Here is a 16,515-nt window from a genome sequence, read left to right as displayed (position 1 = left end):
TATTCATGCTCACATGGTTAAACTGACCGCTACCCTGCTACTGCTTCCCGCCCTGCTGTGCTCCAGCCCTCTGTCGATTGCGGCCCCGTGGAGTGCGCCCGCCTCGACCATCCCCCTGCCGCGCGACCGCGCCTTCCCCGGCACCTTGCAGCTCGAGGTCGATGCCAGCGACACCACGCAGCGTATCGTCCGCGTCAAGCAGCGCGTGCCGGTGCAGTCGGCGGGCCGGCTGACCCTACTGTATCCGAGGTGGGACGGGGGCAGCCACGGCCCGACGATCCAGGTCCAGCGCATGGCTGGCCTCGCGATCCAGGGCGGCGGGCAGCGCCTGGCATGGCGCCGCGATCCCCTCGACGCGCATGCCTTCCACGTGCAGGTGCCGGCCGGCGTGCGCGAACTGGAGGTGACATTCGAGTTCCTGGCGCCGCTCGGCCACATGAGCCATATCAACCGCGACGTGATCAACCTGCAGTGGCAGAACGTGATCCTGTATCCCGCCGGCTGGTTTGCCAGTCGCATCCCGGTGGCGGCCTCGCTGACCCTGCCCAAGGGACTGGTGGCCGGGACCTCGCTGGTGGAGCAAAGCCGCGCCGGCTCGACGATCACCTTCGCGCCGACGCCGCTCGACCTGCTGCTCGACTCGCCCGTGCTGGCCGCGCCCCACGTGGAGAAACGCACGGTGGCCGGCGGCCCGGTCCCGGTACGCGTGACTTATTTCGCCGGCGAGGCCGCGCAGCTTGCCGGTGCAGCGGCGATGGACGCGCCGCTGCGCGCCATCGTCGAACAGACCGCCAGGGTATTCGGCAAGGCGCCCTTCCCCCACTTCGACTACCTGGTGCCGCTGACGGACCGCCTGCCAGGACCGGGCGGCCTGGAACACATCCGCTCGGCCGAGGTCACGCTGCCGCCGGACTTCCTGGCCAACCGCGAAGCCTCGGCCGCGGAAATCGACCTGTTTGCCCACGAATACATCCACGCCTGGAACGGCAAGTTCGCCCAGCCCGCGGACCATCGCACGCCCACGCCCAACGTGCCCATGCAAAGCACGCTGCTGTGGGTGTACGAGGGACAGTCCGAGTTCTGGGGGCGGGTGATCGGCGCGCGCTCGGGCCTGCGCGGATTCCAGGACACGCTCGACGCGCTGGCCCTGGACGCGGCCGCGATGGCGAACCGTCCGGGCCGCGCCTGGAAGGCACTCGGCGACAGCGCGCTCGATTCGATCACGATGCCGGGCGGTGTCGGCGTCAGCTGGACCGACTGGCAGCGCCGCAAGGATTATTACGCCGAAGGTGTGTTGCTTTGGCTGGACATCGACGGCATCCTGCGCGAACGCAGCCAGGGTAAATTCGGCATGGACGACTTCGCCGCCAGGTTCTTCGCCGTGCAGGGCAAGACCAGCAAGGACTACACCTTCGACGACGTCTGCGCCACCTTGTCGAAGCTGGCGCCCTTCGACTGGCGCGGCTATCTCGAACAGCGCGTGCACGGCAATAGCGACGCAGGCCTGCTCGACGGCCTGGAACGCGCCGGCTACCGGCTGGTCTACAAACCGACGCCGAGCCGCTACGTCGAGCGCGCCCTGCAGGGCGAAGGAGTCCCCGACTTCAGCTACAGCCTCGGGATCGGCGTGAACGGCAAAGGTGTGGTGCGCTCGGTCGGCTGGAACAGCCCCGCCTTCAAGGCCGGGCTGGCGCCGGGCGCCACGCTGGTGGAGGTGGGAGGCGAGCCGTTCAGCATCGAGCGCCTGGCCGCGGCGGTGTCGCGCCGCGATCTGGCCGGCATCGTGCTCACCATCGAGCTGGATCGGCAGAAGCGCGCGGTCACCGTCGTGTATGACGGCGGCTTGCGCTACCCTGCCCTGGAACGTATTCCGAGCCAAGCCGATCGCCTGAAGGGGCTGCTGCAGCCGCGTTAGCCGGCCAGCGGCGCGGTCTTGCCGGCCCAGCCGCCTTTCATGAAGCGCGCCAGCAAGGGCTGGCGCGTTGGCGCCGGTGGCGGCAGCTTGGCGTCGACCACGACGGCCCACTGGTCGGCCAGCTGTTCGCAGGTGGCGCGCAGCACGGGATCGATATTGGGCAGGCGCGACAGCGCACACAGGTGGCGCTCGATCACCGAGGCCAGCTTGATGCACGGCTGCTCGCCGTCGCCGCGCGTCGTGTAATTGGACATCAGGTGCAGGAGCGAAGCGACCAGCAACGCGTCCTGGCTGCGCGGCTCCGACGGCGTCGTGTGTGGGGTGGAAATGGTCATGCAAGCGTCTCCCAAAAAGCGGTTGCGGTCCGCAACGATGTAACGTGAATGGCAACAAGATGCGAATGATTCTCATTTCATTATTCACGCGTCACGCGGCGAAAGCAAGCGTTTTCGGAAAGCGAATCGTGGGCCGGCTGAGGTCGTGCGAAAGCTGATTCTCTGAGGCAATTATTGCGAGAAATTACAGCCGGGTTTCACGCGCCGCGCGCAGGAATTCGTCGAGCACCGGCGTGCAATCGAGCAGGTCGACGCCGCCGGCGCGGTGGAATTCGGGGTGCCACTGCAAGCCCATGACGAAGTTGGCGCGCTGGTAGCGGATCGCCTCGATGATGCCGTCCGGCTCGGACATGGCTTCGATGCGGATGTCGCGCCCGAGATCCTTGACCGCCTGGTGGTGGATCGAGTTCACCATGGCCCGCTCGACCTTGGGGAACATGCGGCCCAGCGAGGAGCCCTTGGGGAAGACGATGGCGTGGCGGTGCGCGTCATACACATCGTGCACGTGCGGCAGGGCCTCGGGCATGTCGGTGGCGACGTCCTGGTGCAAGGTGCCGCCGAAGGCGACGTTGATCAGCTGGCAACCGCGGCACACGCCCAGCACCGGTTTGCCGGCGTCGACGAATTCGTGCAGCAGTTCGAGCTCATACACATCGCGCGCGCGGTCGCCGCTCCACTCGGGCTTGGTCGGGGTTTCGGAATAGGTTTGCGGCGCCACGTCGGCCCCGCCCTGCAGCACCAGGCCGTCGAGGTGGCGCGCATAGTGGCGCAGGGTGATGTTGCTGGGGTGTAGCAGGCCGTTCGTATTCACGGTAGGGATCATGAATACCAGCACGTCGCGCGACATCACCCACTGGGCGATCGATTCCTCGAGATACTGCAGGTTCTTGCTGAGCAGCCCCTTGGCGCCGGTGGCAGGATGAAAAATGCGGGCCGAGACGCCAATGTGCAGCGTGCGCTGCATGAAATCGCGGTTGAAGCGTTCGCGCAGCGAGCGGAAACGCGAGGTGATGACCCGGCCGGCCAGGGCCACGGCATTGTCGCCATCGCGCAGGTAGCGGGCAGGACCGCGCGCGGTCTGGCCGCCGCTTGCGCGGCGATCGGGCACGCGCACGCGTGTTTCGCGGCGCTCGTCGACGTCCGCGGTCGGATCATCATTGCGCTTGATTTGATCGTCTTCAGCCATGGTTATTAATATAACTTCACCATTGCTTCGCACGATATAAAGTTGTTACAAAACGTCGCGTCCTCCCTACACCGGGAGATCCATCAGCTTCTGGAAGGTCAGCATCCAGTGGCGCCCGGCGACCGGCGTCGTGAGCAGGCCGCGCGCCCCGGCGCGGCGCGCACGCGCGCTGTCGTAGTGAAAGGATTGCTCGACCAGGAACACCACCGGCGTGCGCTGCGCGCCGTCCTGCGACTTGATCGAGCTGCATACCTCATACGGTTCGATGCCGACCGCCGCCGTGTTGATCAGCACCAGCGATACCGGAGTTTCGTCGCACAGGCGCACCGCCGCGCACAGGCTGTCGGTCCATTCCACCGGTACCCGGCGCGGGCCGAGCACGTGCGCCACCTGGTTACGCAGCTTGCACTCCTTGTCGACGATCAGGACGGCCCCATCTACGGGACCACGGCGCAGGCGCGTGTAGAATGCCGGCGTTTCGCAGTCCGGCGCCAGGCGCGGACGGCGGCGCCGCTCGGCCAGCACGCGCCGGACGGTGCGGGTACTCTGCTGCACCAGCACCTGGACCCGGGTATCGAGCAGTTCGGCCAGGGCTTCATACAGTTGCAGGGGGTCGATCGGCCGTGCCAGGGTGCGCCAGGGTTCGGCGCCGGGGTTGCCGGGGTCGCCGATCACCAGCGCCGGCTGCAGCGATCCCGGCGGCAGGCAGCCGAGCCGGGTCAGCGCGGTCGGGCTGTCGCCGTTGGCGATATACAGGTCCGGCTCTTGCAAACTATCGTCATGCAGGCAAGAATACGACGGCCCCACGCCCGGCGCCCGCGCTAGCAGGGCTTCGAGCCGCGCGCTTTCAGCCGGGGTAAACCCGATCAGGCGAATGGTGAACGGATAGCTGGACAAGTGCATCGGTAACGCCCCTCCCTGACATTGCCGTGATTATCTGGCTTAATCTAGCACAAACGTGCGAAGCGAAAAGCACGTCACAGCGCAAACTACTGTATATTTAAACAGTAAAAAAGCCTAACCTTTTCCTCCCGACAAGTTAGAATGCCGGAGCATTCGACAATCAATCTTCAAGATGGCCTCCAAGAAACCCGCTCCAGACTACAGCGAATCATCCATCCGCGTCCTCAAGGGACTCGAACCTGTGAAACAGCGTCCGGGCATGTACACCCGGACGGAGAATCCGCTCCACATCATCCAGGAAGTGATCGACAACGCCTCCGACGAAGCGCTGGGCGGTCACTGCAAGAATATCGGCGTGACCCTGAACCCTGACGGTTCGATCACGGTCGAGGACGACGGCCGCGGCATCCCGGTCGGCATCCACCCGGAAGAAGGCGTGTCCACGGTCGAGATCGTGTTCACCCGCCTGCACGCCGGCGGCAAGTTCGACAAGGGCTCGGGCGGCGCCTACGCCTTCTCGGGCGGCCTGCACGGGGTCGGCGTCTCGGTCACCAATGCGCTGTCGAAGCGCCTCGAGATCGAGGTGTGGCGCAAGGACGACCAGGGCAACGGCCAGCACAAGCTGGTATTTGCCAATGGCGACGTGATCGAGCCGCTCACTTCCAGCCCTGCCGAACGTGGCGGCAAGAAGAACGGCACCCGCGTCACCGCCTGGCCGGACGGTAAATATTTCGATTCCCCGAACATCCCGCTGGGCGACCTGCAGCGCCTGCTGCGCTCGAAGGCGGTGCTGCTGCCGGGGGTGACGGTCACGCTCACCAACGTCAAGGGCGAGGTCCAGACCTGGCGCTACGACGAAGGCCTGCGCGGCTACCTGAACGAAGCGCTGGCCCAGAGCTCCAACGGCGAGACCCTGATCCCGCTGTTCGAAGGCGCGCAATTTGCCGCCGCCGGCGACGACAGCTTCGCCGAGGGCGAAGGCGCCGACTGGGTCGTGGCCTGGACCGAGGAAGGCGGCGTGGTGCGCGAGTCCTACGTCAACCTGATTCCGACCGTGAGCGGCGGCACCCACGAAGCTGGCCTGCGCGACGGCCTGTTCGGCGCGGTGAAGAACTTCGTCGAGCTGCACGGCCTGCTGCCGAAGGGCGTCAAGCTGCTGCCCGAAGACGTGTTCGCACGCGTCTCGTTCGTGCTGTCGGCCAAGGTGCTGGACCCGCAATTCCAGGGCCAGACCAAGGAACGCCTGAACTCGCGCGACGCGCTCAAGCTGGTGTCGACGTTTACCAAACCGCCGCTCGAGCTGTGGCTGAACCAGCACGTCGAATACGGCAAGAAGCTGGCCGAACTGGTCATCAAGCAGGCCCAGTCGCGCCTGCGTTCGCTGCAAAAAGTCGAGAAGAAGAAATCGTCCGGCGTGGCGGTGTTGCCGGGCAAGCTGACCGATTGCGAATCGACCGATATCACCCGCAACGAGCTGTTCCTGGTCGAGGGCGACTCGGCCGGCGGCTCGGCCAAGATGGGCCGCGACAAGGAATTCCAGGCCATCCTGCCGCTGCGCGGCAAGGTGCTCAACTCCTGGGAAACCGACCGCGATCGCCTGTTCGCCAACAACGAGATCCACGATATCTCGGTGGCGATCGGCGTCGATCCGCATGGCGTCGGCGACTCGCCCGACCTGTCGGGTCTGCGCTACGGCAAGATCTGCATCCTGTCCGATGCGGACGTCGACGGCTCGCACATCCAGGTGCTGCTGCTGACGCTGTTCTTCAAGCACTTCCCTGCCCTGTTCGGCAACGGCAATATCTGCATCGCGCGTCCGCCGCTGTATCGGGTCGACGTGCCGGCGCGCGGCAAGAAGCCGATCCAGAAGCTGTATGCGCTGGACGACGGCGAACTGCTGGCGATCGAGGACAAGCTCAAGAAAGAAGGCCTGAAGGAAGGCGTGTGGAGCATCTCGCGCTTCAAGGGCCTGGGCGAGATGAACGCCGAGCAGCTGTGGGAAACCACCATGAACCCGGACACGCGCCGCCTGCTGCCGGTGGCCTTCGGCCAGTACGACCACGCCGAATCGGCCTCGCGCTTCAATATGCTGATGGGCAAAGGCGAAGCCGCGGCGCGCCGTGCCTGGATCGAGGAACACGGCAATGAGACGGAGGCGGATATCTGATGAGGTTAGTGGTTTGTTAGCTGACTTTGGTTCCCGCCTGCGCGGGAACGACGGTCTTTCGGCCAGTGGCCCGAACACGTCGTCCCCGCGCAGGCGGGGACCTAAGTCAGCACCGCAGTCCCCAACGCCCACTAGAACACGAACAACATCATGACGAATCAACCAAGTCTCTTTGAACAACAACACGAGCCCTCGGACGTCGAGACGCTCACCCTGTCCACCTTCGCCGAGCGCGCCTACCTCGACTACGCCGTCTCGGTGGTCAAGGGCCGTGCGCTGCCCGACGTGTCGGACGGCCAGAAGCCGGTCCAGCGCCGCATCCTGTACGCGATGAACGAACTGGGCCTGGGCCCGACCGCCAAGCCGCGCAAGTCGGCCGCGGTGGTCGGCGACGTGCTCGGTAAACTACACCCGCACGGCGACCAGTCGGTGTACGACGCGCTGGTGCGCATGGCGCAGGACTTTTCGCTGCGCTACCCGCTGATCGACGGCCAGGGTAACTTCGGCTCGCGCGACGGCGACGGCGCCGCGGCGATGCGATATACCGAAGCCCGCCTGACTCCGATCTCGCGCCTGCTGATGGACGAGATCGACATGGGCACGGTCGACTCGCAACCGAACTACGACGGTTCGACCACCGAACCGCGCACGCTGCCGGCACGCCTGCCGATGGTGCTGCTCAACGGCGCCTCTGGCATCGCGGTCGGCCTGGCCACCGAGATCCCGTCGCACAATCTGCGCGAGGTCGCGGCGGCGGCGGTGGCGATGATCCGCAATCCCAAGATCACCCACGCCGAGCTGATGACCCTGATCCCCGGCCCGGACTTCCCGGGCGGCGGCCAGATCATCACCCCGGCCTCGCAGATCGCCGACATGTACGCGGTCGGCCGCGGCTCGATGAAGGTGCGCGCGCGCTGGAAGATCGAAGAGCTGGCGCGCGGCCAGTGGCAGGCGGTTGTGTACGAACTGCCGCCGGGCTGCTCGTCGCAGCGCGTGCTGGAAGAAATCGAAGAACTGACCAACCCCAAGGTCAAGACCGGCAAGAAGGCGCTGCTGCCCGAGCAGCTGGCGCTGAAAAACACGATCCTGGGCGCGCTCGACGCGGTGCGCGACGAATCGGGCCGCGAAGCCGCGGTGCGGCTGGTGTTCGAGCCGAAGTCGAAGAACGTCGACCAGAACGAATTCATGCTGATGCTGCTCGCTCATACCTCGCTCGAGAGCTCGGCACCGATCAATATGGTGATGATCGGCGGCGACGGCCGTCCGCGCCAGAAGGGCCTGGGCACGATCATCCAGGAATGGATCGATTATCGATTCACTACCGTCAGGCGCCGTACCGAATTCAAGCTGGGCAAGGTCAACGACCGCATCCACATCCTGGAAGGCCGCGAGACCGTCCTGCTGAACATCGACAAGGTGATCGCCATCATCCGCAATTCGGATGAGCCGAAGGCGGCGCTAATCGAGGAATTCCGCCTGAGCGACCGCCAGGCCGAGGACATCCTCGAGATCCGCCTGCGCCAGCTGGCGCGCCTGGAAGCGATCAAGATCCAGCAAGAGCTGGCCGAACTGCGCAGCGATAAAGAGAAGCTCGAGGACATCCTCGAGAATCCGTCGTCGATGAAACGTTTGATCATTCGCGAGATCGAAGCGGACGCCAAGCAGTACGGCGACGACCGCCGCACCATCATCGAGGAAGCACAGCGCGCGGTGGCCGAGCAGAAGGTCATCGACGAGCCGGTGACCGTGATCGTGTCGGAAAAAGGCTGGGTGCGCGCGCGTACCGGCATCGGACACGATCCGGCGCAGTTCACCTTCAAGGCCGGCGACTCGCTGTATAAGGCCTTCGAGTGCCGCACGGTCGATCATCTGCTGGGTATTGGCGACAACGGCAAGGTGTATTCGGTGCCGGTGAATGCGCTGCCTGGTGCGCGCGGAGACGGCGTGCCGATTACCACCTTGGTCGATTTGTCGGGCGGCATACGGATCCTGCACTACTTCGCGGGCAATCCGGAGACGCGCCTGTTGATCTCGACCTCGGATGCGTTCGGGTTCATTACCAAGGCCGGGGATATGGTCAGCCGCCTGAAGGGTGGCAAGTCGTTCATTACCCTGAACGAAGGTGCCGCGCCGCTGCCGCCGCGGGTCGTTAGCGACACCGCCGGCGCGGTTGCCTGCCTGTCGGAGAAAGGCCGCGTGCTGGTGTTCGGCATCGACGAGATGAAGGTGCTGACCAATGGCGGTCGCGGTGTGATCCTGATGGAGCTGGAGCCGAAAGAGAAGATGCTGGCGGCGCAGCCGATCAACCAGAAGGGTGTGAATGTGGTTGGCACCTGGGCTGAGGGCAAGGCGCGGACGGTGGAACTGTTTGCATCGGGGCTGGAGCCGCACTTTGGGAAGCGGGCGCGCAAGGGCAAGGCGTTGTCGGCGAGGTTGAAGGCGCAGGATTTGGCGATGCGGGCGGCTGAAGTGACTTAAGCGTGGTTTTGATGGCTCAGGCTTCACGCTAAATTTGACAACGCCGGCTAATGCCGGCGTTTTTACGAGTTCAAGAAATCTCCAACCTCCCTTACGACCCATCACATCTTTTGCCGAAATATCACTTTATATTCTTTTTCCAACATCCTTACCTTATTGGCCTGCGCTAAATTCAACCCAATTAACTGAAACAAATAGGCAACCATCAGCGCAGACGGAATACCCCAAGCAAATGCACTAAATACTGGATATACATGCCTTAAATTAAAACCCAACACCATGAAGACGAGCATGAGAATCGAAATCACCAGTGAAAACCCGCGAGAAAATCCTGGAATATACATATCCGCCTCAAGCCTCATGGAGTTGATCAGCTTATCCCAATTTATTGTATCGCCTATCACGCCAAGCCTCTTTATTCGCACACTGGCCTCCAGCCCATTCCATATCTTTTCAAAAACTCTAAAAGATTCCACGACATTGCTGGCGATTAGGATTAACAATACCACAAGAATAAGTGATTTAATTTTATTATCAATTACATTTAGCCAGAGAATTGGGCTAACAAGGGAAAACATAAACCAAGCCAACGAAAGTCCGCACATAGCCAAAAAGATCAATTGGAAGACTATTCTTTTGCGCATATACAGAAAAACAGATAGCTGCGATATAAAAATTATTATCTGAATTAAAGATCCAATTATCAGAAAATTGAACGCGGCTTTATCACCAGCTATTGACGACACCATCGCCCACCCGCCCGCCGTCCCTATCGTCAAAAGAAAAAACGAGAGGCCCAAGGTTTTACGGGATATATCACGAATCATCTCGCCCGCTCCGCAACCGATTCTTTGATTCCAAAATGACTATCAATTATATCTACAATTGTTGCCGCCAGAATATAACCTCCGACTACAATCATAACCCCTAACACCACTGGCATTCCTGCAGTGAAAAATAAAGCCACCCCGGCTACCGCCAACGCTGCAATCGCACTACCGATCACTGCCGTTGCTCCAGCCTTCGCTATCGATACTCCTGCGCGACCGAGAAATTCAGACAGGTCCCTGCTCCCCTCTTCCTTGAAATAGACATCGTTCACATCACCAATGATGTCAATCACGGTACCGATGATTTGAATCTTCATTCCTCCGCGAAAATTCTCTGAGGATGTCAGTATCATTCGCTTCATTCCACCATAACCCGATTTGCCGTCCCGAGCGAAACCGCCATCTAGGAACGCGCTTTTTCCGGTGCCCATTGGTGCGCTATGAAAAGCTTTCTTCACTTGAGCACTTCCCCCTATTGCTTGAGCAGCAATCTTACTTAAAGGGCGCCCTCGAAAGATTACCCTATACTTTCCCTTTGCCTTCTTTTCCACCCGTACTCGCATAAGGATTTTATCCAAGGATCGCCAATTTTCTTGCAAATACCCCGCACTCTCTTTAAACCAGTTGGAAGTTAAATGTTCATTCCCAGAAATATTTGAAATGGTGGCGGCAAGTGCCGCATATAAACCAGATGGCGCCCGGTTACTTGTGGGGGCAATGAAAATTTGACTGACACCACCTTCCACCGGATTGCCATCTTCCAGCTTCTGCAATGCTTGCTCCTGCAAATCACTACTAACTGCTTCGGTCACACAAACATAATCGCTTATTTCCGGATCCTCCCTTGTGCAACTATATTCGTGCCTGGCTCCATAATCACGTAAAATCGCTACCTTTGGATCGTATTGAGGATTGAAGAAATTCCGAATTTTCAATACACCATACGGATCATCAAGTTGACGAAAGATAGAATTCGGCATTTCTCGGCTACCCAGGATGATCATTAGAGGCTCTGGCTTTATTTTTGGATCTGGACCATAGTTTTGCGCATCGAGTACCGAAACCGTAAATTCACCGATAACCGACGTCCCTTGCTTCAAAACCAGACCACCCTCGAATCCACGCCCGACCCACAGGTGCAAACGCTCCCCATCCTTAAAATCAACCTTTTTTACAAGCCTTTTAGTTTGCGGAGAATAAAAATCAGACATAGCCTCGACTGTGTAGGTCGCTCCTGGCTTAAGATTGATGTCAAAAAAGACATCACGATGTTTCCTTAGAATTACTCTAAGGTTGTCACGCGAGCGCCAGCAACGAACTGTCTCTCCGGGAAGATCAATGCACTGCTCCTGTACCGCGACTGATTTTGATGGAGTACGAGTACTGGTCATTTAATCTCTCGCTTACGCCGTGGTTGATCAGCACGAAAAGGACCTAGTGGAGCATTTTTGATCACCGTTCTACCACCGGAATCCAAATTGACACTCTTAGCAGGTTGGCTACTAAAATGGAGATTGATCGGTTCATCTGTAAGGACATTGCCATCCGCATCCACATATTCGATGGCAAGATCGCGTTTGATATTCAACTCGCTGATCTTTTCAGCGATCTCTTTACTTGGAACGCTGACAGGGCCGCCCAGCACTTTCTTGCCCGCCTTGAACTCCACCTTCCCAGGCGCATGCAACATGATGTTGCCCCCTTCAAGCTTGAGCATCGCCCCCTGCGCGGTCATCAACAAATGCGTCTTCGCCGACGCCGATACCGTCTTCGAGACGCTGGCAACGGTAATCGTCTTGTCGGCCGTAATCCGCGTCGCATCCGACTGGCTCTGGCTACTGACCTTGCCGCTGGCAGCGTGCAATTTGATCCCGGTCTCCTGATTGGGCTTGCTGCCGTTGCTCGCCTTCCCATACGTGAACAGACTGATGCCGCTCGCCGTGACGTGATGCCACGCGCCCTGCGCCGCGAAATTGATATCCTGTCCAGCGCTGATGTTCGAGGTAAATCCCGCGGAAAACACCGCATTCGCGGGCGTCGCAGCGACGATCCCCTTTGGACTGGACAGCTGAAGATGTGGCTCCCGATAGGCCGTGGCCTGTCCCCGCCCCGACTCATCGCCCGCTAAACCGTTGAGAACCTCGACCGTATGCGCAAGCTGCGCGATCGCCGGCAAGTCGTTCTGCCCAGCTTGGGCATCCTCACCAGCAACCTTGAGCACCGCGAGATGCTGCTGCGCAGTCGACGCCAACGCCCGCTGTAAACTCTCGCTCTCACCAAGCTGCGCCAGCGCCGCACTAGAATCCATCTGTGCCATGCGCGAACCATCCGTCGACAGCAACATCCCGCCTCCGGCCCGCAATGCCGCCGCATTCCCGGTCTTCAGTTCGCAACCAAGCCCCACAGTCTGCAGGCGCTGGTTATCGGTCTGGTGCCGCAGATGCCCCAGGCTGAGCTCATCGCTGTCGCGATGGCCGGCAGCGTGCCGCTGCAAGCTCAGTCTCGCCTGCGACGTACTGTCGTCGAACACGAGCTGGCTATACGCTCCCTGTCCCTCCTGGCTCGCCCCCATCGCCTGGCTTTTAAAGCCGGACAAGACGGCAGGATGACCATGCACGCCTTCCTCGCCGGCGAACCAGGCTGGCGCATTCCCGGTCGACGCCCCCGGCCCGTGCATGGCCTGGTTATGCTGGGCATCGACGGTTCCGCGCCCGTTGTACAGCGCACCCACGATGACCGGCCGGTCGATGTCGCCATCCAGGAAATCGACCAGCACCTCCTGTCCCACGCGCGGCACCGCATGACCGCCCCAATTGGGCCCGGCCACCGTTGCCAGCCCGGCGAGCACGCGTACCCAGGTGCCGGCGGTATCGTCTCCGGGCGCGCCAACATGGCCATCGGGAGCAGGATGCTCAAGACGGCTGTGACTCGGCTGCCCTGCCCGGCCCCGCTGCCAGTGAAACTGGATCTTGACCCGATGATCCCGATCCGTATGAATCACACTGCCGCGTGGCCCGACCACGATGGCCGTCTGCTGTCCCTGGATCGTCGGGCGCGGATGCAGCAACAGGCCCTGCCCGTCGCTGCGACTGCTTCGATAAGCCACCTGCGCCCGGATCGCATCGATGCGGTTCCGGTAGACCGGCCGCTTCCCGACATGCTGTCCAACCGCATGCAGGCTGCCCTTCTGCTCCGCGGCGATGGTCTCGGCCAGATGGGAATTGCCGACCGCCTGGACTATCCCAGCCTGCATCTGCGCAGTCAGGTTGTTGTGCATCAGATGACGCACCCGCGTCACGATGAAACGGCGCGCGTCGCGCCCGGTTTCCCTGTCGTGGCAGGCATGACCGGTCAACGCAAACACCGTCCCCGGCGCCATCGTGCGCACGGTTCCGGCGCCGACGAAGCATTCGCTGCGGGTTTCCAGCGCTTCCATCTGGTTGTCGGCGATACGCTGTCCCCGGTCGCGGCTAGGATAGGCATACTGTCCAGGCGCATCGCTGCTGACCATGCCGATCGGGCCCGCTTGCATCCCTTCGGACGAAACCAGACGCTTGCCGCCCGAGCGATAGTCCCAGCTCTGCATGGCCACGCCGGTGGCGAGCAGGCGTGCCTCGTGGCGCCAGCGATCCATGCTGTCCTCGCGCATGACCGCGCCTGGTCGGGTGAACCGGACTTCCGCCTGGGTATTCGTCTTGAATGCGCCGTTGTGATCCGCGATCACCAGTTGATGAATACCCAGGCCACGGCTGCCCGCGTCGCCCTGATGTTCGAAGTAGTAGAACAATCCCTCCTCGCTCATCAGGCGCTGCGCGAATGCCCAGTCGCTTTCCTGATACTGCGTGCTCAGGCTGCGGACGGGATACATGCTCCTGTCCGCGATATCGAAGCGCCATGCCGGCGTCAAGGTTTCCCGGCCTTGCCAGGCACGAAAGACAGCGTCGAGGATGTCGAACACATTCTTGTCCTGGAATATCCGGCTATCCCGCCCATGTTCCAGGAATGCGCACCATGGCTGCAGCACCAGGGTGTAGCGCGCCATCCCGCCATTCGCGCCATTGATATCGACCGAAGTCAGATGGCCATGAAAATGCCTGGGCCCGCTACTGGTCGTCTCCAACTCGAGCAGCGCAGGCTGGCCAAGCAATCGCCGTAGGGACAGGCCGGCATCCTCGGACAAGGCGCTGATCGTGAACACATAGTTTTCACCGAGCGCCTCTTCCCCACGCACGCATTCGGCCAGCAACGCATCCGATCCCAGGGGCGTGTGCAATCGCAGCAGCCTGCGAGATTGTGTAAAGTGCTGAAATAGCGAGGTGGCCTTTGCAAGCATGACAGTTCCTGGAGGAATCGGACACCTGATTGGATACCCACTCCGAAACCGATGACTTGCGCTGCCGCAGGCCTTCCAACAAAACGCTGCTCTCGCAACAACAATGAAAAAAGCCCCAAAACCGTCATCCGGCTTTGGGGCTCATGCGCCCGAAGGCGCGGTATCAACTCAGTGCTTAGTTACGGGCAGCAGCCTTGTGCACGTCGGCTTGTGCTTCAGCACGAACCTGTTCGGTCTTGGCTGCAGCGGTGGCCTTGTCGGCTGCCGCATCGACTTGTGCCTTCAGCACTTTCTCGTCGGCCTTGATCATTTTCTTCTCGGCTTTCAGATTGGCGTCAGCCACTTTCCCTTCAGCCTTGGCCATCGCCTTGGCGCGATCTTCCGGATCGGCCTTGGCCACATTCGCAGCTGCGTCGGTGTGCGACTCCACCAGGTTGGCGTGGGCCTTCGACTTGGTCTCGGCGGCCTTAGCCATGGTCTTGTTCACTTTCTCGTCCGCTTTGACGGCGGTCTTGATTTCTTTCTGTTCCGCCTTGATCACGTCTTTCTCGGCATTGGCTTCCGCCTTGACGATGCGGTTGTCGGCAGCGGTGGTCGCTGGCGCGGTGGTTTGAGCGTGAGCAGCGGTAGCCATCAGGCCGGCGATGAGGGTAGCGATCAGTTTGTTCATGATGTGTTTCCTTTCTGGTTGGTCTCTGCGCAGATCAGCTTGCCTGTGCAGTCGTTGTTGTTCTTCAGTGATTCCAGAATAAGCCGATCGCAGCGCCGGGTCTGTTAGACAGCCCACAGTCAAATTGTCAGAGTTGTAAGCAAAGATTACCGCTGAACAGGGCCCGCATAGAGATCGATGATGTCGCCGATGCCATCCTGGCACACCGGACAGAACTTGTCGCTGCGGTCGAACATCAGGCATTGCATCGCCGGCCGGTAGTAGCCGCTGGCCTCATAGTTGGCGCCTTCGAAGGCGCCGATCGCATGCCGGTGCGGCTGCTGCGCAAACAATGCGTTGGTACGCTTCAGGTCTTCATGGAACAAGGCGCTCATCTCGGATTCCGGACGATTCTCGGCGCGCAGCGCGGCGCGCTTCTTCTGGTAGGCGCGCGACTCTTCCTCATACTGCGCCTTGGGCCACGGCGTCGGCAGCGGCGTGCCGTCCTTCACGTGATGCTTCCATTTGAGCTTGGCGGGATCGCGCAGCGCGGTGACGTTCGGCTCCCACGGTTCCATGCGGCCGCTGGCCGATTGATAGGCCACGGGCGAGGTGTAGTACTCGTCGGCCAGGCCGGCGAAGTGGTGGCCAAATTCGTGCACGAACAGGTAGTCGGCCCAATCGTTGCCGGCCGCCGCGGTGCTGAACTGGCCGAAGATGCCGCCCCCGCCATAGGTCTCGTTGTTCACCAGGATCTCGATGAATTCATACGCCGCGTGCTGGGCGATGTCGCGCAGCGCGCGGTTGTCGAGCGTGAGCACATAGCGTTCGCTGCCGAAGATGTCGTAGCGCGTGCCCAGCGCGGACGGATTGTGCACGCCGGTCGACGGGCGGCTGATGCCCGATTGTTCGGTCGGCACCGCCATCGCCCACACATTGAAATCCTTCGCGCGCTCACGGAATGGCGACACCGTGAACAGATGCTTCGTCAGGCGGCGCGCATCCTGCTCGAACTTCTTCATGTCTTTCTGCGTATAGCCGTCGCCCAGGATCAGGAGGTCGACCTTGTCGGGCGACGGTCCGCTGGAGTGGATCGCGATCGGTTTCGCCAGGGCCGGCGGCTGGCGCCGGATGACGTCCTGCGCATTCGGATCGACCTCGATGCTCCAGGCCACCGAGAACCCGTTGCGCTCGTCGCGCTTGAGGATGCGCACCCGTACCGGCTGCTCGAACTGCGGAAAGCGCACCGATTCCTGGAACGAACGGCTGATCCGGTTCGCCTCCTCCGTGGTGCGCCACTCGCCGAACACGGTCGAGAAACCGCGCGAGTACAGCAGGTCGCCGGTCTTGGCATCGACCACCTCCACGCGGTTCTGGCCACGGTTGGTGTCGTCGAGATTGCGCGCCATGCTGCCCGGCCAGGAAAGCGGCTCGATCACCACGCGCTCGATCGCGTATTGGTCGGAGAGTGCATTGCCGCTGTGGGTGTAGTCGAGACGCACGGTAGCCGGCTGGGCAGCGTTGGCGATGGAGGCAAGTACGCCAAACAGCAGCGCGACGAAGTAGTGGAACGGGCGCATTGCGATTCCTTGAAAGTAGATCGGGATATTGTAAGCCTGGCATCCACCGCCGCGACAGTCCGTCTTTTTCGGCCGCCATGCATGGCGCATTGACGCGGGAAAGTGCCGCCGCCAGAATCGATCGATCCTCTCTATCACT

Annotated in this window: 11 protein-coding genes; 3 read left to right on the top strand and 8 right to left on the bottom strand. The window is 61.4% G+C overall.

The features are described from left to right. Nucleotides 1–13 precede the first annotated feature (13 nt). The gene (locus FVD38_RS01925) at nt 14–1,915 is read left to right on the top strand and encodes a M61 family metallopeptidase (protein WP_147933290.1); all 1,902 of its coding nucleotides are present in this window, start codon (nt 14–16) and stop codon (nt 1,913–1,915) included. Here FVD38_RS01925 and FVD38_RS01920 read toward each other — a convergent pair. The 3 genes from FVD38_RS01920 to FVD38_RS01910 form a co-directional block, all read right to left on the bottom strand. Beyond that, a complete protein-coding gene (locus FVD38_RS01920) occupies nt 1,912–2,250 on the bottom strand; it encodes a hypothetical protein (RefSeq protein WP_147933289.1) in 339 nt (112 codons plus the stop codon). The genes FVD38_RS01925 and FVD38_RS01920 overlap by 4 nt on opposite strands. A 184-nt stretch (nt 2,251–2,434) precedes the next feature. Then, a complete protein-coding gene (locus tag FVD38_RS01915; protein ID WP_147933288.1) occupies nt 2,435–3,436 on the bottom strand; it encodes a gamma-glutamyl-gamma-aminobutyrate hydrolase family protein in 1,002 nt (333 codons plus the stop codon). Between the two features lie 66 nt (nt 3,437–3,502). Beyond that, a complete protein-coding gene (locus FVD38_RS01910; protein WP_147933287.1) occupies nt 3,503–4,339 on the bottom strand; it encodes a response regulator in 837 nt (278 codons plus the stop codon). 172 nt (nt 4,340–4,511) lie between these two features. Between FVD38_RS01910 and FVD38_RS01905 the strand changes: the two genes are divergently transcribed. After that, nucleotides 4,512–6,506 carry a DNA topoisomerase IV subunit B gene (locus FVD38_RS01905; protein ID WP_147933286.1) on the top strand — a complete coding sequence of 665 codons (1,995 nt, stop codon included), beginning with the start codon at nt 4,512–4,514 and terminating at the stop codon, nt 6,504–6,506. A gap of 150 nt (nt 6,507–6,656) precedes the next feature. Continuing rightward, nucleotides 6,657–8,984, top strand: a complete 2,328-nt coding sequence (gene parC, locus FVD38_RS01900; protein WP_147933285.1) for a DNA topoisomerase IV subunit A — start codon at nt 6,657–6,659, stop codon at nt 8,982–8,984. A gap of 101 nt (nt 8,985–9,085) precedes the next feature. On the opposite strand, the gene FVD38_RS01895 is transcribed toward parC, so the two are convergent. From FVD38_RS01895 to FVD38_RS01875, 5 genes are all read right to left on the bottom strand, one after another. Further along, nucleotides 9,086–9,811, bottom strand: coding sequence for a hypothetical protein (locus tag FVD38_RS01895; protein WP_147933284.1), 726 nt, complete (start codon nt 9,809–9,811; stop codon nt 9,086–9,088). After that, on the bottom strand, nt 9,808–11,205 hold the full coding sequence (locus FVD38_RS01890; RefSeq protein ID WP_147933283.1) for a hypothetical protein: 1,398 nt from the start codon (nt 11,203–11,205) through the stop codon (nt 9,808–9,810). Before FVD38_RS01890 ends, FVD38_RS01895 begins: the two co-directional genes overlap by 4 nt. Continuing rightward, nucleotides 11,202–14,147, bottom strand: a complete 2,946-nt coding sequence (locus FVD38_RS01885) for a type VI secretion system Vgr family protein (protein ID WP_147933282.1) — start codon at nt 14,145–14,147, stop codon at nt 11,202–11,204. Before FVD38_RS01885 ends, FVD38_RS01890 begins: the two co-directional genes overlap by 4 nt. Nucleotides 14,148–14,322: 175 nt before the next feature. Next, entirely contained in the window at nt 14,323–14,817 is a 495-nt protein-coding gene (locus FVD38_RS01880) for a hypothetical protein (RefSeq protein WP_147933281.1), read from the bottom strand. Nucleotides 14,818–14,963: 146 nt separating this feature from the next. After that, nucleotides 14,964–16,376, bottom strand: coding sequence for an IgA Peptidase M64 (locus tag FVD38_RS01875; protein WP_147933280.1), 1,413 nt, complete (start codon nt 16,374–16,376; stop codon nt 14,964–14,966). Nucleotides 16,377–16,515: the final 139 nt, after the last annotated feature.

It is taken from the genome of Massilia arenae, assembly GCF_008014745.1.
In the GTDB taxonomy this organism is placed as follows: Bacteria; Pseudomonadota; Gammaproteobacteria; order Burkholderiales; family Burkholderiaceae_D; genus Telluria; species Telluria arenae.
This window is presented reverse-complemented; position numbering and strand designations above follow the sequence as displayed.